Source organism: Chlorobaculum tepidum TLS, assembly GCF_000006985.1.
In the GTDB taxonomy this organism is placed as follows: Bacteria; Bacteroidota; Chlorobiia; order Chlorobiales; family Chlorobiaceae; genus Chlorobaculum; species Chlorobaculum tepidum.
Map to the genome: position 1 here is coordinate 1,083,724 of NC_002932.3, position 21,663 is coordinate 1,105,386.

Here is a 21,663-nt window from a genome sequence, read left to right on the forward strand (position 1 = left end):
GTTATTGTCTGTTCCGCATCATTTTTCGATCACCTCCCGGCAGACTTCGGCGATTTTTCGAGCTGCCGAGCGATTCTGCAACGGAGTAAGACGCTTGAGATAGTCGGGTTCCAGCCCGCAATATACCGGTTTGTTCAGTGCCGATCCTACAAAAATCGTCGAAGAAAACTGCGCGATCATCATCTGCGAATTGGCAATCATCTCCTCGGTCTTCCCTTCCGCATAGACGATGCTTCCCGGCGCGTACAGCTCGATTTCCCTCGTTGCCCGCACGACGTTCTCGTTGGGATGGAGCTTGAAGAGCAGCTGCCGCCCGTCGGCCATGTCGAGGTACTTGCGGATGTTGCGCTTGCGGTTCTCGTAGATGAAGGTCTCCCGGTTGTCGGAGGTACAAACCAGCACGTAGTCGCGATGCTCGAAGTCGTTTTCGAGAAAGCGCTCGCAGTTGTCGAAGTTGGGAATGCTGGTCACCTCGATCTTTTCGGGCCGGACGCCTTTGCTGATGAACAGGTCGCGGTATCCTTCACTGGCCACGCAAAACTTCTCGTAAGTATCAGAAAGACCAGTCATTGCGGTGCCTGCGATCCAGCGAGGCACCCAGCGAAAGTTGCGGGCGAGATGAAAGAGGATCGTTTCAGGCTCGGTCATTCCCTCCTGAACCAGCACAATTTTTGTGCGCTTGATGTGCTTCGGTACAATGAGATCGGTGCAGGTCACCACCAGATCGTAACGGTGCAGCGTACCGCCAATGTCGAGCTGAAGATTGTGCGAAGTGAGGTAGTCAATGGCTTTGCTGGCGCGCTTCTTGCCCATGATCGTGAATTCGAGCATGCCCAGATCGGAAGCCTTGCCAAGCAGGCCGTCGCTGAAAAAAGGGGTGAACCACTGATCGTACTCCCGGAGATGCTCCGAAATCTGGTGCATCTGGGTAGTCTGATTCATCGATCCGCAGACAAACAGAATCTTCTTCCTCATTCGCTCTTTTCACTGACTTGTTCGGCATCCCGGAGATGAATGCCCTCCATAAACATCACGCCGTAACCTATAGAATACCAGATCACCTCCTTCAGGCGGCGCAGCATCACGAACGCTCCTCCATAGGCAAGGTAATCGGGCACGCCAAGCGCATGAAAAAAAGCGAGATAGCCCAGATCCTGAATCCCCAGACCCGATGGGATGAAAAAAAAGATCGCCCTGAGAATGGTCAGCGCCGTGTCGAAAGCAAGCACCTGAAAGAAAGTCACCTTGAGACCAAGAACGTGTAATATAAGATAACTTTCCAACGCCAGCATCATCCACGCCGCCACATAGATCGCCATCACCGGCAGGATAACACCCATGCCAGAGGCCTTGATGTGCTGAAGCTTCTGGTCGGTTTCGGCAAACCCCGCCTCACGCTCGAGCAGCCACGCACGAACCTTTTCAAACGGTATTTTCATCAGCAAGCGATGCAGCTTCTGAACAGCATTACCATTGGTCATCAAAAAAAGAAAGAGCGAAAACACCACGGCTATGGCAAGACTCACGACAATCATAATCACGCCAAGCCCTTGAAAACCAACCACCTGAACGGAGACAGTCTGGAGCATCCCGAACCCCGCAATCGCACCGAGCAGCGTATAGACACCCTGGGTGAGCCCAAGCAGCAGCTTGCGCACGGCCACGCTGGCGAAGCCGTCCGGAAGAGGAATGCCGAGAAATTTCCGGCAGAGCCATGGTCGCAGCGGCTCACCAACCGCCACACCTGCGGGCAAGGTCATGGAGACCGTTTCGGCAACCAGCTGGATTTTGAAGAGCCCGAAAAACGGTACCGGACCGCTCTCTTTGGGAAACAGCCGCTGCCAGGCCGCCGTTTCAAGCAAATGCAGCCCGAGATAGGGCAGAAGAATCAACAGCGATGACGGCCCCAGCGAAGCGATCAGCTTCATCGAACCGGCAAGATCGATCTTGCTGAACAGATACACGATGAGGGCCAGACCGGCCAGAAGCCCCGCGTAACTTGTCCAGGACTTTTTTCCTTTCTTGCGAGCTTGCATGGAATCGATTGGAGATGAATCAGTTGTGCGTCCGGCGGGGCTACTGCGCTACTTGCCGTCCGCCCGAAATGGAAGCGCACAAATATATCAAAAATAAGGAATTCCCGTGAACCGGCATTTGCCAAGACTCTCTCCGGATGCGACAGCAATTTCAAGAGAGATGTTGAGTCGCCTCATGCGGGATGAATGAGAGCGCGTACCGATAACCAGGCTACCGAAACCGGCAATAAATTGTTGGATAAAAGAACTCCGATTATTACATACCAGTATATTGATCACATTCAAAGCGTTCCTGTCACGTCGTCCATTGTTGGACATCCTTGTTGACCGTTTGCGTCAGAGCCGATTGCCTCGATTCTCTTCTCATCATTCCGGAATCAAACACTCATTTATGGGACTCATCAATCCTGATTTCCAGACCTTGCCCGAACTGTTCACCTCGGTGTTCAGTCATTTCAAAGGACAGCCTGACAAAGCGCCTATCGCCAGGAAAATCAATGGCGCTTACTCGCCGATCAGTTACGACTCGCTGGCGGAAGATTGCCGCCACTTTGCCGCTTATCTGAAAGAAAGGGGCATCGAGCCGGGCGACCGGGTGGCCATTTTGTCAGAGAACCGTCCGGGATGGTACCTGGCCGATATAGCGATTCTTTCGCTCGGGGCAACCGACGTGCCACTCTATCCATCCCTTCCGCCAAACCAGATCGAGTATATCCTGAACAACTGCAGCGCAAAGGGCATCATCGTCTCAAACATGCTGCAGCTCGGCAAAATCCTCTCCATCTGGCCAAAGCTTCCGGAGCTGAACATGGTGATCGTCATGAACAAGCTCGATGAGCCGGTTGAAGATGTGATCGACCTGAGCCAGGCGAAAACCGAGGGGAAAAAAGTGCTGGAGGCAAAACCGTGGCTGCTCGACGGCATCAAAAGCAATCCCGACGATGTAGCGACGCTCATCTACACATCAGGAACAACAGGGTTGCCGAAAGGGGTCATGCTCACCCACCGGAACATTTGTGAAAACGTCAAATCGTGCTCAACGGTCATCCGGATCGACCAAACCGACAGCAGCCTCTCATTCCTTCCACTCTCGCACGCCTACGAGCGCACCGGTGGATACTACCTCATGTTCGCCTGTGGTGCACGGATCAATCTCGCCGAAAGCGTCGAAACCATCTCGCTCAACATCTCGGAAGCCAAACCCACCATCATCTTTACGGTGCCAAGACTCTTCGACCGCATGAAGGCAAGCATTCTCAAGTCGGTGACAAGCGAAGGCGGCGTAAAGGAGAAAATCTTCTTCTGGGCTGTCAGCACCGGTGAAAAATACCACAAGCAGCTCGCCACCGGAAAGGTGTCGCCGCTGCTCGCCGTGCAGCACAACCTGGCCGACAAGCTGGTTTACAGCAAAATCCGCAAGAAATTCGGTGGAAAGCTGCGCTACTTCGTCTCCGGCGGCGCAGCGCTGCCCCAGAAAACGGGCGAGTTTTTCCAGTCCATCGGCATTACGATCCTCGAAGGGTTCGGCCTGACCGAAACCTCGCCCGTCACCAATGTCAACCGGCCCGAAAAAGTGAAGTTTGGCACAGTCGGCCTACCGGTGAAAAATGTCGAGGTGAAGATCGCACCGGATGGCGAAATCATGCTCAAGGGTCCCAACATCATGAAGGGCTACTGGAAAGACGAGGCCGCGTCCGCCGAAGTCCTCAGGGATGGCTGGCTCTACACGGGCGACATCGGCGAGGTCGATTCTGAAGGATACCTGAAAATCACCGACCGCAAAAAGCATATCATCGTAACCAGCGGCGGCAAGAACATCGCTCCCCTGCAGATCGAGAACCTCATTCTCGACAGTCCATACGTTGATCAGGCCATGATTGTCGGCGAAAAGCGACCGTTCCTCATCGCGCTCATCGTGCCGGATTTCCTCAAGCTCAGGGATTTCGCGGCAGAACACCAGATCAAAGCATCAAGCACCAAAGAGCTGATCAACACCAAAGAGGTGATTGAGGTTTACGAGAAGCTGCTGAAGAGCATCTCCCGCCAGCTTGCCACCCATGAAAAGGTGCGGAAATTCCTGCTTCTCGAGGAGCCATTCTCGATTGAAAACGGCATGATGACCCCGACGCTCAAGCTCAAGCGCAAGGAGATCACCACAAAATTCAGCGCCGAAATCGACAACCTTTACAACACGCTGAACATGGTCTATAATACGGAGTGAAATCAGTGCTCCAGCAATTCGCTCACGAAATTCAAACTTTTTTTGATTTTACTTGACTTTTGTGGTAGCTTTTAAGGAGTTTCGTTACAGCTCAATGTTGATGAGCGTCACATAAAACGAGATATGAAGAAACGAACTAATAACTTGTTATCATCAGAACAGATTATAAGGAGGCAATATGAACAGAATCAAAGTTAGTGGATTATTTCTAATCTTTCTTGTTATAACGGCTACGCTACAATTAAGTGGATGTGCAACTGTGCCATCAACACCTACTGATCCGAGAATGTTGGGATATGATGAAAGGGTCGAGGTAACGGTACAGGCGCTAGCTGCTCCTGATGCCCCATCAAATGATAAGAGTTTTTTCATAGTACCAGGAATGCAGAATCTCAGCGAAAATGATCTTGAATTTATGGAGGTTTCCAGATACATTACAAACGCGCTATCCAAAAAAGGTTATATCCGCGCTAACAGCGTAAAGTCCGCAGCTATTCTTATCCGTTTGAGCTATGGTATTGGAGATCCTCAAACAAGCTCCCGGACCGTTGAAATTTCCCCAGGGTATAGCTACCCTGTCGGATGGATGTGGTTTACGCAACCACCCCAAACTCAAACAGTTAAAGAAACAACCTACCAAAGAAATTTGATATTAGAAGCGTATGACTTAAAAGATCCAAACAGAAAATCACAACTCTGGAAAACAATCGTGAAAAGCGAAGGTTCCTATTCTGATCTAAATCGTATTCTTGCGTATATGATTGCAGCTTCATCTGAATATTTTGGCACAAATACAGGCAGGCAGATAGATTTAACTATTTATGGGCACGACCCAAGACTACTGGATATTTGGAAATAAGGAAATCAGATAACAAGATCAATACAGCCGATCGCTACGCTCCGGCTGATTTAATAGTTAGTTAGCAGAAAAAAAGATGAGCAAGAAGATGATTTGCTACTGCAGTAGTGTGACGGAGGAGACAATCGTCTCGGCGATCCGCCGAGGCGCAACCACCCTCAAGAAGATTCAGGACACAACGGGTGCCTGCACCGTCAACCGTTGCAAGGAGTTGAACCCAAGTGGTCGCTGCTGCTCTGGCGACATTCTTGACCTGATCGAGAGAGAAACAGGAAGCAGACCATCGTCACCGTGCTGCTGTGAGTGATGGGCTGCCAACAACCGAATCGATTCGCACGCTGAAAGCCGCGCCAGCTCGCCACCCAGCGACGGTCATTCAGGCGTTAGCCCGCAGTGACCAAGAGGAAGCATCGACTAAAAAGGATCAGCCCGTGAACTACGTCAAGTCCAAGCAACGTGTCGCCGACCACGGGGAGGTCTTCACTCCGGCGTGGTTGGTCGAGGCAATGATCGACCTGGTGAAGGACGAGACGGAACGCATCGACGCCCGATTCCTGGAGCCGGCGTGTGGGAGCGGCAATTTCCTGGTACCCATCCTGCAACGCAAGCTCGCGGCCGTCGAGCGCAAGTTCGGGAAGTCCAACTTTGAGAAACAGCACTACGCGCTTTTCGCCGTAATGTGCACCTACGGGATTGAGCTCCTGGCGGACAACATTGCCGAGTGCCGCGCGAACATGCTGGAAATCTTCGCCGACTATCTGACGCTCGACGAGTCGGACGAACTCTACCGGGCTGCTATCTATGTGTTGTCCCAGAACCTGGTCCACGGCGACGCCCTGAAGATGCGCACCAGCGACGGCCAGCCCATCGCCTTCGCCGAATGGGGCTACCTCGGCAAGGGCAAGTTCCAACGGCGTGATTTTCGCCTCGACAGTCTCGCGATGTCGTCAACCTTCAGCGTGGAGGGCTCGCTCTTTGCCCACCTTGGGAAACATGAGATCTTCACGCCAACCAGGACCTACCCGCCAATGACGGTGAGTGAGCTGGCAGCGCGGGCAGCGGAGGCGAACCTATGACCACCCAAGCCCCCTTTTCCCTGCGCGGCAGGAACCCCGATGTGCTCACCTGCATCGCCAACCTCAGCAACGACGAGGTCTTCACCCCGCCGGAGCTGGCGAACCGCATGCTGGATACGCTCACTGAAGCGTGGGCGGCGAACCACAACGGCGCGAACCTCTGGGCGGACAAGACGGTGACGTTTCTCGACCCCTTCACCAAGTCCGGCATCTTCCTGCGCGAAATCACGCGGCGGTTGGTGGAGGGGCTCACGGAGGAAATCCCGGACTTGCAGGAACGGGTGAACCACATCCTCACCCGGCAGGTCTTCGGCATCGGCATCACCCGCCTCACCGCGATGCTGGCGCGGCGCAGCGTCTATTGTTCCAAGCACGCCAATGGCCCACATTCCGTTTGCAAGACCTTTACCACGGAAAGCGGCAATATTTGGTTCAAGCGGGTGGAGCACACCTGGAAGGATGGTCGCTGCATCTATTGCGGCGCCAGCCAGAGCACGCTGGATCGCGGGGAGGAACGGGAAACCCATGCTTATGCGTTCATTCACGCGGACGACATCCGGACGCGGATCAACGAGATTTTTGGAGGCGACATGCAATTTGACGTGATTATCGGGAATCCACCGTACCAGTTGGATGACGGCGGATTTGGACGAAGTGCCAGTCCGATCTACCAAAACTTCGTCGAGCAAGCAAAAAAGCTCGAGCCACGCTACCTGGTGATGATCATTCCCTCTCGGTGGATGGGTGGCGGAAAAGGGCTCCGTGAATTTCGCGCTACGATGCTCAAGGACAAGCGCATTCGCAAACTCGTGGATTACGAAAATGCTCAGGACGCATTCCCCGGTGTCGATTTAGCCGGTGGGGTTTGTTATTTCCTCTGGGATCGTGATTGCCCCGGTCTGTGTGAGGTCACCAATATTTCTGGGGGCGAGAGCGTGACCACCGTGCGCCAGCTCGATGAATTCTCAACGTTCATCCGTAACAGTGCAGCCATTTCGATCATTCGAAAAGTTATGGCAACCAATGAACCGCGAATGAGCGAACAGGTTTCCAATTCAAAACCTTTTGGATTGCGAACCTTTGTCCGCCCGGAAAAGAAAGGGGATCTGATCCTCCGCTGGGAAAAAGGAGAGGGTCCATATCCTCGAGAAAAAGTTACAGCAGGTCACGACATGATCGACAAATGGAAGGTCATCACGTCCTATGTCGGATATGATCACGCTGGTAATCCGGGCAAAGACGGACGTCGGCGGGTTTTTTCCAAAATTGACATTCTCCCGCCGGGAACGATTTGCACTGAGACCTATCTTGTCGTCGGCAGCTACGGTAGCAAAACGGAAGCAGAGAACTTGGTTGCCTACATGAAGACGAGATTTTTCCGATTTCTTGTCGCACAGTTCATGTATTCGCACCATCTTACAAAGTCCGCCTATGAGCTTGTGCCCATTTTGGATATGAACGAAACATGGACCGATGCAAAGCTTGCTGCACGGTATGGTTTGACCGATGACGAAGTGCAGATCATCGAATCCAAGATACGCCCGTTCGACAATGGCAACGGCGCAGGTTGAGTAAAGCTGGAATTTGCTCATGACGAAATCAGCAGAAGACATACTACTTATCGCAAAGCCGCAGGCGCGACCTCGCATCTACGCCTATTCCATTGCCGACGATGCCCACGCCGGGCTCCTCAAGATCGGCCAGACTACGCGGGAAGTAAAGCAGCGCGTGGCGGAGCAGCTCAGAACTGCCGCGATCACCAACTACCGCGTCGAACTGGACGAAGATGCTGCGCGCGCCGACGGCAGCATCATCAGCGACTTTGACGTACGGGCGGCATTGGCGCGCAAGGGCTTTGCTGTGGTCACCGGCGAGTGGGTGCGCTGCGCGGTGGCGGATGTACAAACCGTGCTCACCGAGCTGCGCACCGGGCAGAAGCTCACCGGCACGCACAGCGAGACCTTCGCCATGCGCGAGGAGCAGCGCGAGGCAGTGGAGAAGACGTTGGCTTACTTCGAGTCGATCTGGGCAGAAGACGCCGACGCCGCGCCGCGCTTTCTCTGGAACGCCAAAATGCGCTTCGGCAAGACCTTCACCACCTATCAGCTGGCGAAGCAGCTGGCCGCCCGCCGCGTGCTGGTGGTGACCTTCAAGCCCGCCGTGGAAGATGCCTGGCAGAGCGATCTGGAAGCCCACATCGATTTTGACGGCTGGCAGTTTTTCTCCCGCAACACGCAGGACAACCCAAGCACCGCCGACGCCGACCGACCGCTGGTCTATTTCGGCTCATTTCAGGATTTACTGGGACGTGATGCGGCAGGGAACATCAAACCCAAAAATGAGTGGATCCACACCATCAACTGGGACCTGGTGGTCTTCGACGAGTACCACTTCGGCGCCTGGCGCGAGACGGCCGGGGAATTGTTCGAGGGCGAAGAAGAGGCGGTCGCCAAGAAGGAGGCCAAGCTCGAATACGCCGCCGGCCTGGAGGAGGTGAACGAGGACTTGATGGTGCTATCTGAGCAGGAATGTGATTTCCTCCCCATCACCAGCAAGGCTTACCTCTACCTTTCCGGCACCCCCTTCAGAGCATTGGCCAGCGGTGAGTTCATCGAAGAGCAGATCTTCAACTGGACCTACGTCGATGAACAGCGCGCCAAGGAGCGCTTTGCGCGCGAGCATCCCGGCCAGCAGAACCCCTATGCCGCCCTCCCCGAGCTGCGGCTCCTGACCTATCAGATGCCGGACGAGCTACTGGCGATTGCCAGCGGCGGCGAGTTCGACGAGTTCGACCTCAACGAATTTTTCGCCGCCACCGGCACGGGTGAGCAAGCGCAGTTCAAGCATAAGGATGAGGTGCAAAAGTGGCTCGACATCATCCGTGGCCAGTACTTTCCCAAAGCGAGCGAATATCTCAAGACCGGTACCAAACCGCCCTTCCCCTACGCCGACGTGCGCCTCTTGCCCTATCTCCAGCATTCGTTCTGGTTTTTGCCCAATGTGGCGGCCTGCCACGCCATGGCGAACCTGCTTGCCGAGAAACACAACACCTTCTGGCACAACTACACCGTGATCGTGGCAGCGGGAGCGGGCGCAGGCATTGGCCTTGACGCCCTGCCGCCGGTGCGCAAAGCCATCGGCAGCGGCTTCGACACCAAGAGCATCACGCTTTCCTGCGGCAAGCTGACGACGGGCGTCACCGTGCCGCAGTGGTCGGCCATCCTCATGCTGCGCAACCTCAAATCGCCGGAAACCTACTTTCAGGCGGCGTTTCGCGTGCAGTCGCCGTGGTCCATCAAGAACCCCAACGGCGACGATCCGAACGAGGAGGAGATTCTCAAACCGGTCTGCTTCGTCTTCGACTTTGCCCCCACGCGGGCCTTGCGCCAGCTCTCCGACTACGCCATCGGCCTGGCTCCCCACGAGAGCAGCCCGGAAAAAGCGGTGGCCGACCTGGTGTCGTTCCTGCCGGTGCTCGCTTTTGATGGCGCCAACATGACGCAGATCGACGCGGGCGGCATTCTCGACATCGCCATGGCGGGTACTTCGGCCACGCTTCTTGCGCGCAAGTGGGAAAGCGCCTTGCTGGTGAACGTGGATAACGAAACCCTGCGCCGCATCCTGAACAACCCGGAGGCGATGGCGGCTGTCGAGCGTATCGAGGGCTGGCGGAGTCTTGGCGACAACGTCATCGAGGCGATCATCAACCAGAGCGAGAAAATCAAGGCGCTCAAGAAAAAGGCCAAGGATGAGGGTCTCACGCCCACAGAAAAGCGCGAACTCAGCGCCGAGGAAAAGGAGTTCAAATCGAAAAGGAAGCTGGTGCAGAAGAAGCTCATCAAGTTCGCCACGCGCATTCCGGCCTTCATGTACCTGACCGACTTCCGTGAGAACACCTTGCAGGATGTCGTCACGAAGCTGGAGCCGGATTTGTTTCTGGCCGTCACCGGCCTGACGGTGGAGGACTTTCACCTCCTGGTGCGGCTCAAGGTGTTCAACACCGAGCAGATGAACGCGGCGGTCTTTGCCTTCCGCCGCTACGAGGATGCTTCGCTGGGTTACACCGGCATCGATAGCCACCGAGGGCTGACACACTACGGGCTGTACGACACCGTGGTCGCGAGGGAGGAATCGCTCTACCATAGCGGGTGCGGCCTAACCCCTCGCTCAAGCTGACCCGCTACGGCAGGCAGCTTAGCTCGAACGTTGACCTGCCTCTACGGCGAGTTCTCACCTGCAATCCGCAGCATTCGCTGCTCGCCGTACTCCTCGATCATCGACTCCATGACCAGCGAATCGACAATCGAGCCGATGCCATGCGGGCAATCCGCATATCGCTCCTCGACCGCCTCGCGTGACAACTCCCCCGCTGCAATCAGCTCGCGCAAGAGTGCCCCTCGATACCATCGGCGCGAGCCTTTGAAGCTCGACTGCTTCGTCAGCGGCGCGATACCGGTTTTTTTGCCGGTCAGCTCCATCGCGCCGTAATCCATCAGCGCATTGTGCCAGTCGCGACTGCGTCCTTTCGGCAACACCACTTCGGCCACGTCGAGCAGCGCTTTCGGAGTGATCGATTCAGAAAGGTTGAGTTCGTGAATCAGCACGCGCCGGATGTTGGTATCGACGGCGGCGATATCGAGGTTGTCGGCAAAGACGGGAATGGAGCGACTCGTGTAAACGCCAATACCGGGCAGCTCGATGAGTTGCGCAGGCTCGGCAGGCACCTCACCGCCGTACCGCTCGATGATCATCGCCGCCGCGCGGTGCAGGCGCTGGCCACGTCCGTTGTAGCCAAGACCACTCCACTCTTCGAGCACTTCACGCAATGAAGCGGAAGCGAGCGAGCGTACATCGGGAAAGCGCTCGAGCCAGCGTGCGAATCGCGACGCGACACGGTCAGCCTGGGTCTGTTGCAGCATCACCTCGCTCACCATGACGGCATAGCGGTCAGTGGTCAAACGCCAGGGAAAGCTGCGCCTGTTCTTTTCGTAAAAATCGAAAATCTTCGCCTGAAAAGCCTCAACGAGAGCGGTATTCATCGTTTCGGGTAAAAATCAGAAGAGGAAAAATAGTCATCACTCTCCGTCCACAGCGTCCTAAAGGTTCACTGGCGTACACAAAGCAAGAAAGCAGCGCAACCTTGATTTGGCGGCGCTGCTCTGCGTAAAAGCTTGAAATGCTGAAGCTTATGCTTCGGCGGAAGCTGACTTGCGCTCCTTGACCTTCAGCGCTGCCTTGCCGGTACGCTTGCGGAGGTAGAACAGTTTGGCTCTTCTTGCCTTGCCGCTCCTGACGACCGTGACGCTCTCGATGTTTGGCGAGTTGACCGGGATGATCCTCTCGACGCCGACGCCATGCGAAATCTTGCGAACGGTGATGGTCTTCGATGCGCCCATGCCCTTGTCGCCAATCACGACACCTTCGAAAGCCTGAAGGCGCTCTTTTTCGCCCTCGATAACCTTGAGCTGAATCCTGACGGTATCGCCAGGACGAACCTCGGGAATATCGTTCCTCTGCTGGGTTGCTTCGACCAACTGAATTAACTGATCCATGATGACACTGTTATCTTTATGTTGTCTTTACTCTTTTTCACTCTCTTTGCCGAGCATCTCCGGCCTGCGCTCAAGCGTGCGTTCACGCGCATTCTCCTGCCGCCAAAGCTCGATTTTTTCATGATGGCCTGAAAGAAGCACATCGGGCACCTTCATTCCCCGGAACTCCGCCGGACGGGTGTACCATGCGCAGTCGAGCAGCTCGTTCTGGAACGAATCGGTCAGCGCCGATTCACCATCGCCAAGCACACCCGGGATGAGCCTGAGCACCGCATCCATGACCATGAGCGCCGGAATTTCACCTCCGGAAAGCACCACATCGCCGACGGAAAGCTCCATGGTGACCAGCGTCCGGCGAATCCTTTCATCTATGGCCTTGTAGTGTCCACAGAGAATGATCAGATTCCCCTTTCGCGAAAGGCGGTTTGCCCGCTTCTGGTCGAAAGCCTGCCCGTCAGGCGTCATGAAGATCACCTCGTCATAACTCCTTTCAGCCTGCAACTTCTCGATACACGCGAAAACCGGCTCGGGACGAATCACCATTCCGGCGCCACCTCCGAACGGCGCATCATCCACCTGCTGGTACTTGCCCAATCCGTAATCGTGCAGATTGTGCACATGGATCTCAGCGAGACCTTTCCGTCTTGCGATACCAAGCAATCCCTTTTCGAGAGGTGATGCAAAAAAATCCGGAATGACGGAAATGATCTCTATCCGCATGGCTTCACACCTGAGTCGTTGCCTGTCAATCTTGTCAAGAACATTGCGCCAAAACTTCAAAAAAGAAGCCGCAACGCAGTGACGTTACAAAAATTCTTTGAATCTCTTCAACCTCACCATCCCTTTTTCGAGATCGGTTTCAGTGATAAAATCCTCTACTGCCGGTATAAGCACTTTCCTGTCACCAGTATCGACTTCGTACACGTCATGCGCAGGCATCTGCAACACATCGCTGATCTTGCCGACACGCCCCTCCGTTTCGTCGAACACGTCCAGACCGATCAGCTCATGAATGTATGCCCGGTCATCCGGCATAGCCACCAAGGCATCCCTGGTCACGTAGAGTCCGCACCCGACGAGCGCTTCGGCACCTTCGCGCGAACCGGCGCCTTCGAACACAAGCCAGGCAAAACCCTGATGAAACCTGGCTGACTGCACCTTGCGAAGCACGGCATCTTCCGGCGTTTTGCCGATATAATACTCTCGGCGCGTCAGGAAGCTCTCAGGAAAGTCGGTCACCGGCTTCACCTTGAGTTCGCCTTTTAACCCTTTGGGCTTCAGGACGACGCCTGTCAGAAACAGTTCCACTCAGGTTCAGCCGGTTCGGATTCCCTGTTATTCTCAGCCTTCGGCTGAACCAGCAGCTTCGGCAGCTTTCTTGGCCTGACGGCGGCGGAGTTTGGCGTTGAGACGCTTCTGACGGCGCTCGGCCTCTTTCTGCCGCCACGCTTCCATCTGGGCGGCGATATCGCTCTCGCTGAGACCGCGACGTTTCAGGTTCATTTCGTGAAGCAGACCGGTACCACGGATAAGACTGTGGACGGTATCGGTCGGCTGAGCGCCAACGTTCAGCCAGTATGCCACGCGATCTTTTTCGATGGTCACGGTATGCGGCTTGGCGGTCGGGTTGTAGTGGCCGAGCACTTCAAGAAACTTGCCATCTCTCGGCGCGCGCCCGTCGGCAGCAACGATCTGGTAGAACGGCATCTTTTTCCTTCCGGCTCTTTTCAATCTGATCTTAACCAATGCGTAATAAGTTTAATTTATGGGAGAGATTGTTCATTTATCGTTTCAGAAACTTGTCGAGTGCAAGGTTCTCCGTGGTGATCTTGCGGCCTGACTTGGCCAGGCGATTCACCGAGCGCATCATTTTCTTCATTTCGGCAAACTGCTTGAGCAGCATATTGACCTCTTGCACCCTCGTGCCGCTGCCAAGCGCGATACGCTTGCGGCGGCTGCCGTTGATTATTTCAGGGTGCTTGCGCTCCTGTTTGGTCATCGAGGAGATTATCGCCTCAATGGGCTTGAAGTTGATGTTTTCGAGATCCTGCTTCGGCACCATCTTGTTCAGACCGGGTACCATTTCGATGAGACCCTGGATCGAACCCATTTTTTTGAGCTGCTGGAGCTGATCGAAAAAGTCGTCAAGGTCGAACTCGTTCTTCATGAGCTTCGACTGCATCGCCATCGTCTTTTCAAGATCGAGCGCCTCCTGGGCCTTTTCGACAAAGCTGACGATATCGCCCATGCCGAGAATCCTCTGGGCCATGCGATCCGGGTAGAACACGTCGAGATCATCGACCTTCTCGCCGACGCTCATGAACTTGATCGGCTTTTCGACCACCTGGCGGATCGACAGAGCGGCACCACCACGTGCATCGCCATCAAGCTTGGTGAGCACAACGCCATCGAAATCAAGTCGATCGTTGAACGCCTTGGCGGTGTTCACCGCCTCCTGGCCCATCATTGAATCGACGACGAATAAAAGCTCGTCAGGACTGAGGCGGTTTTTGAGCGCTTCAGCCTCGGCCATCATCGCTTCGTCGATCTGCAAACGCCCGGCGGTGTCAACGATCACAACATCTTTCGCCCCGGCTTTGGCAGCTTCAAGACCACCAAGCGCAGCCTTCATGGCGTCTTGCTCTTCGATGGAAAATACAGGCACATCAATCTGCTCGCCGAGCGTCTTGAGCTGCTCGACCGCTGCCGGACGGTAAACGTCGGCGGCGACAAGGATCGGATTCTTGCCGTTCTTTTTGAGGCGCTTGGCCAGCTTGGCGCAGAAGGTGGTTTTGCCGGAACCCTGGAGACCGGCAACCATCACGATGGCAGGAATTTTCTTGGGAGGGAGATTCAGCGGCTGGTTCTGGCCGCCCATGATTTCGGTTAGCTCATCGTTGACGATCTTGACGATCATCTGCGCCGGAGAGACGCTCTTGATGACCGATTCGCCGAGGGACTTCTCGCGAATATCCTCGACCAGCTTTTTGGCAACCTTGTAGTTGACATCGGCGCTCAAGAGGGCACGCTTGATGTCGCGCATCGCGATACCGATGTTGACCTCGTTGATCGTCGCCTGACCGGCGAGTTTTTTTAAGGTCAGCTCAAGTTTGTCACTGAGATTGTCGAACATATTGAACCTGTCACAGAAATTCTAAAAATGGATAGCTTTAAATATAAAAATATTCTTGTAAAATAAAACCAAACGATGCGACCGTCACCAAACTATTTTCGATTATATTAGCTAAACCAATTTCAGAGCATAGCTTATGACCCCGGAAAAGATCGAGCAGATATTTCGATCGTTCAAAGAGAAGAAAATCGCCGTTATCGGTGATGTAATGATCGACAAATATATCTTCGGCCACGTTTCGCGAATTTCACCCGAATATCCGGTACCAGTGGTCGATGTCAACCGCGAGAGTAGCCGACTTGGAGGCGCGGCCAACGTGGCGGTCAACATCCATGCGCTCGGCGCCGAAGCGCTCCTGATTGGCGTCACCGGCGACGACACGGAGCGCAGAAACCTCGAAGCCCTGATGACGGAACATGGCCTCAATCCGGCTATGCTGGCCGCCGACAGCACCCGCCCGACAACCTGCAAAACCCGAATCCTGTCACAAAACCATCACATCACGAGGGTTGACTACGAAAGCCGCACTCCGGTGGATGCGGAGCTGGAAAAACGACTGCTCGGCATGTTCATGGAGATCGCTAACGCGGTCGATGCGGTGGTACTCGAAGATTACAACAAGGGAGTGCTCACCCCGTCGCTGATCGTGTCACTGATCGCCGCCTGTCGTGAACGCAACAAACCAGTACTGGTCGACCCAAAACTCAAGGGCTTCTTTTCCTACGGCGGATGTTCAGTGTTCAAACCCAACCTCTCCGAACTCGCCGCCTCGCTTGGCATTCCGGTGGCCAACGACGACCGTGAAGTCGAACAAGCCTGCCTCCTGCTCGGCGAAAAACTCACTGTCGAAAGCCTCGTAGTGACACGAAGCGAAAAAGGGATGACTGTCTACGACGGCTCGTTCACCCACATCCCGGCATTGTCGCTCGATGTCGCGGACGTCTCTGGTGCGGGAGATACCGTGATCGGCACACTGGCTCTAGGGCTGGCTTCAGGCCTCGACCTGGTGACCAGCACCAGAATCGCCAATCTTGCGGCCAATACTGTCTGCCAGGAGGTCGGTGCCGTGCCGGTCAGACCGGACAAGCTCTTCAGTGCTTGTCTGGCACATCTTCAATGATGGTGACGTGGTTATCCACCACCGAAGGCCACGCCGGTTTGTAGGAAGGATTCTGTGCAAGATCCCTCATCTTGAGCAATGAGTAAAACGGCACCTCGAAGAGGGCTGCATTGCTAAGCGCGGGCGGGATATCGCTGCCGGGATCGAGATGCATCACGAAAGTCACATGTACCTTGCCGCCATCCACAGGCATCAATATCCAGCCCCCCCTGGCCTCGCGCACACGATGAAAATCAGGCTTCAACGGAACATAATCGGGAATACCGGTCATCGTCAGGGCTAGCGCCCCCTCTTCGGAAGCGTGCAGGGCGGTGCGCACGATCATCTCCCTTTTAGGAATCGGCCAAGGAGTGTTGAGCACCTGGCGAACGACATAATCAAGCTCATCGCTCTTGTGCAACACCTCCATCTCAGAAAGCTGATGCACCCATTTCCCGTAATTGCCAAAATCGTGAAAAAGGCTGATCAGCTTTCTGAGAGACGCCTCGAACACGGCCTCCCCCTTGAAACCCAGCACCTGGGAACCTCTGATCTTCGACGAAAAAATCTTGATGTTCTTGTGATCGACCCGAAATTCCCAGTTGCCCTCAAGGGCGCTTGCTACATCCATTGACTTGGCAGTTATGGTAATGATTGAGCCAGACCCGGCGGATTACTCGGTGATGAAATCGTTGTAGTTCCTGATGATGCCCTCCGTCGATTCCTTCAAGGGCGCGCCAACGGGATTTTTATACTTTTCACGCTTGACCATGTCGCGCATGTTGTTCAGCGTATGATACGGCGTATCGATCACCGCGATGTTGGCAAGCCATGACGGAATTTCTCCGGCAGGCTCGATGTGCAGCCTGAAAACCACGCGGCACGAATTTTCGGACAGCGGCAGGATATTCCAGGCACCTTCGAGTTTGCGCACCCTGACGCAATTGCTGGTTTCCGGAATGAAATCGGGCAGGCTTTCGATCTTGATAAAGACTTCACCTGTTTCAGGATCCTTGTAGGCAGTCGATCGGCTGATGATCTCCCTGTCGCTCACCGGCCACGGAGCACTCACGACCTGATAGACCACCCGTCCCTCGTTGTCGTCGGCAAGCTCCTGGAGCACGCGCATCTCCCGAGTTTTCCAGACCCACTCGGTTGCCGACTCGATGTCGTACAGAAGACTGAGCACGGCGTGCTGGGGCGCATCGATGGTGGCAACGCCGACGAACGACAGAAAATCGGATGAAGGCACCGGACAGGTGAATATCTTCAGCCAGTCGTTTTTGAACCTGAGCGTGCAGGTGCTACTGTTGATTTTTTCAAGTAGTGACATAGTAAACCGGATTGTATGAAAAATTGGTTAAAGGCCTCCGTACTGCCTGAAAAACAGCTTTTTCCTATTGACTCATGAAGCGCTCTTTTCGATGAAATGCCGCGCAACCTTCATGACAGGATCACCTTCACTGACTAACACCCTGATCTGTTCTTCAGTTCCGAACAGATGCCTGGCAACCCTGGCCTTGAGCGCTAGAGCTATATCGGCCCGGTCACGGTCAAACTCGGCTTGGTTGAATTGCACCTTTGCCTCCGCGCACTCTTTTCTGACAAGCGCTTCGAGGTTCACTGGTACATGGTATCCATCAAGATACGAAGTCGCCGAACTCCGGTATTTCTGGACAGGATCGGAAGGATCGTCGATCAGTTTCAGCGCGATATCCTCAATGACACCCTTGGCGTAGAGCTCCTGGTACAGATTGGAGTACGGCTTGCCGAAAACCCAGTAATCGGGCATGATGCCACCGGCCTTGGCAAGCACAGCACGGAGGCTGTCCGCAGCGGTGTTTTTCAGCAAACTTCCGGTACTGTAGACCGAAATGTTCTGCCCCTCCCGGTACATGAGGTCACCGTACTTTTTTATAAAACCACCTGGCAGATTCCGGGTAAACATCTCCTTGTAATAGCGCTCACGCCCCTGAAGACCGTCATCATACTCCCGCTGAATCTGACGGCCCGACGGAGTGAAATATCTCGAAACGGTAAGCCTGACAACCGAATCGTCGGGCAGTTTGAACTGACGCTGAACAAGCCCCTTGCCGAATGTCAGCTCACCGATGAGCAATGCGCGCCGGTTATCCTGAAGCGCACCGGCAAGGATTTCCGCCGCCGAAGCACTACCGCGGTCAACCAGAAGGCAGACTTCTCCCTTCTCGAAAATCCCGCCGGAGGTCGATAAGTACTTCATCTGATCGTCACCACCGTGCCGGCTTTTGGTATAAACAATGAGCTTTCCCGCAGGAAGCAGTTCATCCGCCACAGCCACGGCCTGATCGAGGTAGCCGCCGGGATTGCCCCGCACATCGATAATGAGCTTCCGCATCCCCTTGTCGCGCAGCTTTTGCACGGCATTGTGAAACTCGCTTCCCGTGGTCTCTACGAACTGGCTGATGCGGATGTAGCCGGTACGCGCATCGTCGAGAAAAGCTGCGTCGATGCTCGATGTCGAAATCTTTCCGCGCGTCACCAGAAAATCAATCGTCCGGCGGGTCAGGGGCCGATAAATTCTCAGCCTGACTCTTGTGCCCCGCTCGCCCCTGAGCTTGCCAAGAACAGCCGAAGGCTTGATGCCGATAACATTCTTCGAGTCGATCCCAATGATCCGATCTCCGGGCATGATGCCAGCAGACTCGCTTGGCCCCCCAGCGAGGGGTGTCACCACCAAAAGCGTATCGCGTACGACATCGAACTCGACACCAATCCCCTCGAAATTGCCATTGAAGTTGGACTGGGTGATCGCGGCTTTTTCGGGTTCGAGATAGATGGAGTGGGGATCGAGCGACTGCAACATGCCGCGAACACCCGCGCTTTGAAGGCTGTCGGCATTGACAGGATCGACATAATACGACCTGATCAAATTGTAGGTATCGACCATTTTTCCCCCAGTCCCACTGTTCATCCGCCATCCGATAAAATAACCGAATCCTCCGATGAGCAACATGATAATAACAGTGAAAATACGAGACATAGCGATCGATTCAGATTAACCGTTAGACAGGTGGCAACTGTAGCTCAATACAGCGCAAGTCATGCAAAAAAACTCAAACAGACCGATAGCGAGATAGCGGCAGAGCGCGCGAAGTCCGGGACCGGAATGCCTGCAAATAAACACCGCCAAAAAGCACCCGGCAAATTAGCAGATAGCAACGGCAACAGCATGCCTGTACATGTATTTCTAATTGTACCGAAGAGAAGGGGAATTCGCAACAACAACCCGCACCACCTAAAAATGCAAACAGGCGCAATCCGCCACAGTTCTCACTTTCACTCCAAAATAGATAAACAAATAAAGAGGGTGTGCCACAATATTATCGGCTCAATAATCAGAAACAAATACTGCAAAATAAATCATAAAAAAATGAGAGCCTGAAGAAAAACAAACAAATTTAAAAAAAATAAAAAACATAAAATTAAAACCGAAACATTAAAATAAAAACAATAAAAAAACCAATAAACAACACAAAATAATAGCAATAATCTACAAATAAAAACAAACACAATGAAAAATATAAACATAATCAAACACAATAATATTATTATTCAATAAATTAATCTAATTTATTTTAATAAAAGTACTTATAATTTTTCATCAAAAACTCTTATTAATCAGTTATAACAAAAAAAACAAAACAAAATAAAGAAATATCTAACAAATAAAAACAAACATAAAGGACAGGTTTATTTTATCAAAACAAAAAAATATTAAAAAATAAATATTTTAAATAAATGGGCTTTGTTCTTGGATTATTAAAATGTTTTTTATGATCTAAGAACAATTAAAATATGATTTAATGTCTTATTAAAGGGCAATAAGCAATCATTTCAACTTCAACACTGGCATCAAGAGGAAGAGCAAGAACTCCAACGGCAACCCTGACATGCCGGCCCGATTCACCAAAAATTTTATAGACAAGTTCCGATGCTCCGTTGGCCACTTTGTGTTGATTCGTAAACCCGTCAGCGCTCGAAACATAGATCGTTAGCTTCACGATTCTCGCCACGGTGTCGAGATTTCCGGTAACGGATCGAAGTACCGCAACCGCATTAAGCGCGGCCACTCTGGCAGCCTTCGTCGCCTCCTGTTCGTTCGCTTCGCTCACCCGTCCCCTTCCTCCTGGCTCCATCAGTTTGCCGCCAACCAGTGGCAATTGACCTGAAGTGTAAATCAGATCGCCAATCCGTACCGCTGGCTGGTAAAGTCCCGCTGCTGAAGGGATTTCCGGGAGAAGAATACCGGCGTTCTTTAGATTTTCTTCATGAGATATCATGACCTTTTTGTGTTTTCTGTTTGGGAAAAGAGCGGAAAATCCGAACAGTTAGGGATAGATTTTCCAGATTGCGATTCCTTTGGAAAATAGTTATCGTGCCTGAAATTGCATTTATGACTGAAAAACACCCCTCACTCCCCCGGCTGATGATTGTCAGCAGTGGCGGCGAACATTTTTCTCAGAAAGGCCTTGTACTGGCACAGGCACAAACTCTCGCCCGCTCTGCGCCGGTCATCTTCCAGGTTCGAGAGAAAATGCTCGATTCTGCTTCGATGTGGCGCCTCTGTAGCCAAATCGCCCCGCTTGTCGATAATTCGGGATCGATTCTGACCATCAACGAACGCTTCGACATCGCACTTGCATCAAAGGCGGGCGGAGTTCATCTTCCCGAATCTTCATGCCCTGCCGATGTCGTTCGAAAAACTGCACGAAAATTGCTTGTCGGGCAAAGCGTACATAGCGAAACGACAGCATTGAAAGCCGCTTCGACAGGCCTTGATTACCTCCTTTTCGGACCAGTATTCCATACGCCATCAAAAGCATCTTTCGGCCCGCCTCAGGGGTTGGATCGCCTACGGGAAATCTGCGAAAAAGTACGCATCCCGGTCTTCGCCGTTGGAGGCATCACGCCTGAAAAAGTCCCGGCCTGCATCGAATGCGGAGCCTGGGGCGTAGCCGCCCTCACACCGTTTCTCGATGCCGGATCGCTGCCTGAAACCGTCAACCGCTTCTACTCATTCATGCAATCATGACGTTACCGCGAAGAGTTCTCTGCGTCATCACCGATGAACACTCCAATCCAGTCGAACTTGCCCGCATGGCCCTCCAGGGCGGGGCAGGGATGGTACAGTTACGAAGAAAAACAGCCTCGGGCCAAGAGCTTTACGAGTGGGCCATCAGAATTCAAGCGCTTTGCAGTGAACAGCAGGCGCTCTTCATCGTCAATGACCGGGTCGATATTGCCATGGCCGTACATGCCGATGGAGTGCACCTCGGCCAACAGGATCTGCCCGCGTCGGCTGCCCGCGCACTGCTTGCCCCCGATGCGATCATTGGCGTATCGGTCTCCAACGCCACCGAGGCTATCAAGGCAGCCGAAGAGGGCGCAAGCTATATCGGCGTGGGGCACATATTCCCGACTTTTTCCAAAGACAAACCTTCAGAGCCGCTCGGCACGGCATCTATACGACCGATCGGCAGGGCTGCGCAGCTGCCGGTCATCGCCATCGGCGGCATCGGGCACGACAACGCTGCCGAGGTCATCCGTGCCGGTGCATCAGGCATCGCCGTCATCTCCGCGGTTTCCGACAGCGACGATCCCGAGACCGCCACTCGCGAGCTGGTAAGAAGAATCAGGCAATAAAT

The 21,663-nt window shown here is 53.7% G+C and carries 22 protein-coding genes; 10 read left to right on the forward strand and 12 right to left on the reverse strand.

Translation table 11 applies throughout. The features are described 5' to 3' along the window. Nucleotides 1-18 precede the first annotated feature (18 nt). Together AYT24_RS05220 and AYT24_RS05225 are read right to left on the reverse strand one after the other, a co-directional pair. The gene (locus AYT24_RS05220; protein WP_010932826.1) at nucleotides 19-975 is read right to left on the reverse strand and encodes a hypothetical protein; all 957 of its coding nucleotides are present in this window, start codon (nucleotides 973-975) and stop codon (nucleotides 19-21) included. Continuing rightward, nucleotides 972-2,036, reverse strand: a complete 1,065-nt coding sequence (locus AYT24_RS05225) for a lysylphosphatidylglycerol synthase transmembrane domain-containing protein (protein ID WP_010932827.1) — start codon at nucleotides 2,034-2,036, stop codon at nucleotides 972-974. Before AYT24_RS05225 ends, AYT24_RS05220 begins: the two co-directional genes overlap by 4 nt. A gap of 391 nt (nucleotides 2,037-2,427) precedes the next feature. On the opposite strand from AYT24_RS05225, the gene AYT24_RS05230 reads away from it, so the two are divergent. The 6 genes from AYT24_RS05230 (at nucleotide 2,428) to AYT24_RS05255 (ending at nucleotide 10,368) form a co-directional block, all read left to right on the forward strand. Further along, nucleotides 2,428-4,257 carry an AMP-dependent synthetase/ligase gene (locus tag AYT24_RS05230; protein WP_164926994.1) on the forward strand — a complete coding sequence of 610 codons (1,830 nt, stop codon included), beginning with the start codon at nucleotides 2,428-2,430 and terminating at the stop codon, nucleotides 4,255-4,257. Nucleotides 4,258-4,435: 178 nt separating this feature from the next. Next, nucleotides 4,436-5,116: a DUF4136 domain-containing protein gene (locus AYT24_RS05235; protein ID WP_010932829.1), complete on the forward strand. Its 681-nt coding sequence runs from the start codon at nucleotides 4,436-4,438 to the stop codon at nucleotides 5,114-5,116. 76 nt (nucleotides 5,117-5,192) lie between these two features. Next, a complete protein-coding gene (locus AYT24_RS05240; protein WP_010932830.1) occupies nucleotides 5,193-5,423 on the forward strand; it encodes a (2Fe-2S)-binding protein in 231 nt (76 codons plus the stop codon). Between the two features lie 124 nt (nucleotides 5,424-5,547). Beyond that, nucleotides 5,548-6,192, forward strand: a complete 645-nt coding sequence (locus AYT24_RS05245; protein WP_010932831.1) for a DNA methyltransferase — start codon at nucleotides 5,548-5,550, stop codon at nucleotides 6,190-6,192. Then, entirely contained in the window at nucleotides 6,189-7,763 is a 1,575-nt protein-coding gene (locus AYT24_RS05250; protein WP_010932832.1) for an Eco57I restriction-modification methylase domain-containing protein, read from the forward strand. Before AYT24_RS05245 ends, AYT24_RS05250 begins: the two co-directional genes overlap by 4 nt. Nucleotides 7,764-7,782: 19 nt before the next feature. Continuing rightward, nucleotides 7,783-10,368 carry a DEAD/DEAH box helicase family protein gene (locus AYT24_RS05255; RefSeq protein WP_164926995.1) on the forward strand — a complete coding sequence of 862 codons (2,586 nt, stop codon included), beginning with the start codon at nucleotides 7,783-7,785 and terminating at the stop codon, nucleotides 10,366-10,368. A 41-nt stretch (nucleotides 10,369-10,409) separates the two neighbouring features. On the opposite strand, the gene AYT24_RS05260 is transcribed toward AYT24_RS05255, so the two are convergent. From AYT24_RS05260 to ffh, 6 genes are all read right to left on the reverse strand, one after another. Then, on the reverse strand, nucleotides 10,410-11,231 hold the full coding sequence (locus AYT24_RS05260; protein WP_010932834.1) for an A/G-specific adenine glycosylase: 822 nt from the start codon (nucleotides 11,229-11,231) through the stop codon (nucleotides 10,410-10,412). A 147-nt stretch (nucleotides 11,232-11,378) separates the two neighbouring features. After that, nucleotides 11,379-11,744 carry a 50S ribosomal protein L19 gene (rplS, locus tag AYT24_RS05265; RefSeq protein ID WP_010932835.1) on the reverse strand — a complete coding sequence of 122 codons (366 nt, stop codon included), beginning with the start codon at nucleotides 11,742-11,744 and terminating at the stop codon, nucleotides 11,379-11,381. A 27-nt stretch (nucleotides 11,745-11,771) separates the two neighbouring features. Continuing rightward, nucleotides 11,772-12,464, reverse strand: a complete 693-nt coding sequence (gene trmD, locus AYT24_RS05270; protein WP_010932836.1) for a tRNA (guanosine(37)-N1)-methyltransferase TrmD — start codon at nucleotides 12,462-12,464, stop codon at nucleotides 11,772-11,774. A gap of 84 nt (nucleotides 12,465-12,548) precedes the next feature. Then, nucleotides 12,549-13,052: a ribosome maturation factor RimM gene (rimM, locus tag AYT24_RS05275; RefSeq protein ID WP_010932837.1), complete on the reverse strand. Its 504-nt coding sequence runs from the start codon at nucleotides 13,050-13,052 to the stop codon at nucleotides 12,549-12,551. Nucleotides 13,053-13,085: 33 nt separating this feature from the next. Next, nucleotides 13,086-13,490 carry a 30S ribosomal protein S16 gene (gene rpsP / locus AYT24_RS05280; RefSeq protein ID WP_010932838.1) on the reverse strand — a complete coding sequence of 135 codons (405 nt, stop codon included), beginning with the start codon at nucleotides 13,488-13,490 and terminating at the stop codon, nucleotides 13,086-13,088. Nucleotides 13,491-13,527: 37 nt separating this feature from the next. After that, entirely contained in the window at nucleotides 13,528-14,877 is a 1,350-nt protein-coding gene (gene ffh / locus AYT24_RS05285; RefSeq protein ID WP_010932839.1) for a signal recognition particle protein, read from the reverse strand. Nucleotides 14,878-15,013: 136 nt separating this feature from the next. Here ffh and rfaE1 point away from each other — a divergent pair, with 136 nt between their 5' ends. Then, nucleotides 15,014-15,997, forward strand: coding sequence for a D-glycero-beta-D-manno-heptose-7-phosphate kinase (gene rfaE1, locus AYT24_RS05290; RefSeq protein ID WP_010932840.1), 984 nt, complete (start codon nucleotides 15,014-15,016; stop codon nucleotides 15,995-15,997). Here the strand turns inward: rfaE1 and AYT24_RS05295 are convergent. From AYT24_RS05295 to AYT24_RS05305, 3 genes are all read right to left on the reverse strand, one after another. Then, on the reverse strand, nucleotides 15,969-16,607 hold the full coding sequence (locus AYT24_RS05295) for an START domain-containing protein (protein ID WP_010932841.1): 639 nt from the start codon (nucleotides 16,605-16,607) through the stop codon (nucleotides 15,969-15,971). The two genes, rfaE1 and AYT24_RS05295, sit on opposite strands and share 29 nt — an antisense overlap. A gap of 42 nt (nucleotides 16,608-16,649) precedes the next feature. Then, nucleotides 16,650-17,309 (reverse strand): START domain-containing protein, encoded by a 660-nt coding sequence (locus tag AYT24_RS05300; protein WP_010932842.1) that lies wholly within the window; start codon nucleotides 17,307-17,309, stop codon nucleotides 16,650-16,652. Nucleotides 17,310-17,381: 72 nt separating this feature from the next. Beyond that, on the reverse strand, nucleotides 17,382-18,998 hold the full coding sequence (locus AYT24_RS05305) for a S41 family peptidase (RefSeq protein WP_010932843.1): 1,617 nt from the start codon (nucleotides 18,996-18,998) through the stop codon (nucleotides 17,382-17,384). Nucleotides 18,999-19,028: 30 nt separating this feature from the next. On the opposite strand from AYT24_RS05305, the gene AYT24_RS05310 reads away from it, so the two are divergent. Further along, nucleotides 19,029-19,400, forward strand: a complete 372-nt coding sequence (locus AYT24_RS05310) for a hypothetical protein (protein ID WP_164926996.1) — start codon at nucleotides 19,029-19,031, stop codon at nucleotides 19,398-19,400. Nucleotides 19,401-19,818: 418 nt separating this feature from the next. On the opposite strand, the gene AYT24_RS05315 is transcribed toward AYT24_RS05310, so the two are convergent. Further along, nucleotides 19,819-20,298, reverse strand: a complete 480-nt coding sequence (locus tag AYT24_RS05315) for a RidA family protein (RefSeq protein ID WP_010932845.1) — start codon at nucleotides 20,296-20,298, stop codon at nucleotides 19,819-19,821. A 113-nt stretch (nucleotides 20,299-20,411) separates the two neighbouring features. On the opposite strand from AYT24_RS05315, the gene AYT24_RS05320 reads away from it, so the two are divergent. Together AYT24_RS05320 and thiE are read left to right on the forward strand one after the other, a co-directional pair. Continuing rightward, nucleotides 20,412-21,050 carry a thiamine phosphate synthase gene (locus tag AYT24_RS05320; RefSeq protein ID WP_164926997.1) on the forward strand — a complete coding sequence of 213 codons (639 nt, stop codon included), beginning with the start codon at nucleotides 20,412-20,414 and terminating at the stop codon, nucleotides 21,048-21,050. Next, nucleotides 21,047-21,661 carry a thiamine phosphate synthase gene (gene thiE, locus AYT24_RS05325; protein ID WP_010932847.1) on the forward strand — a complete coding sequence of 205 codons (615 nt, stop codon included), beginning with the start codon at nucleotides 21,047-21,049 and terminating at the stop codon, nucleotides 21,659-21,661. The genes AYT24_RS05320 and thiE overlap by 4 nt, the downstream gene beginning before the upstream one ends. Nucleotides 21,662-21,663 lie beyond the last annotated feature (2 nt).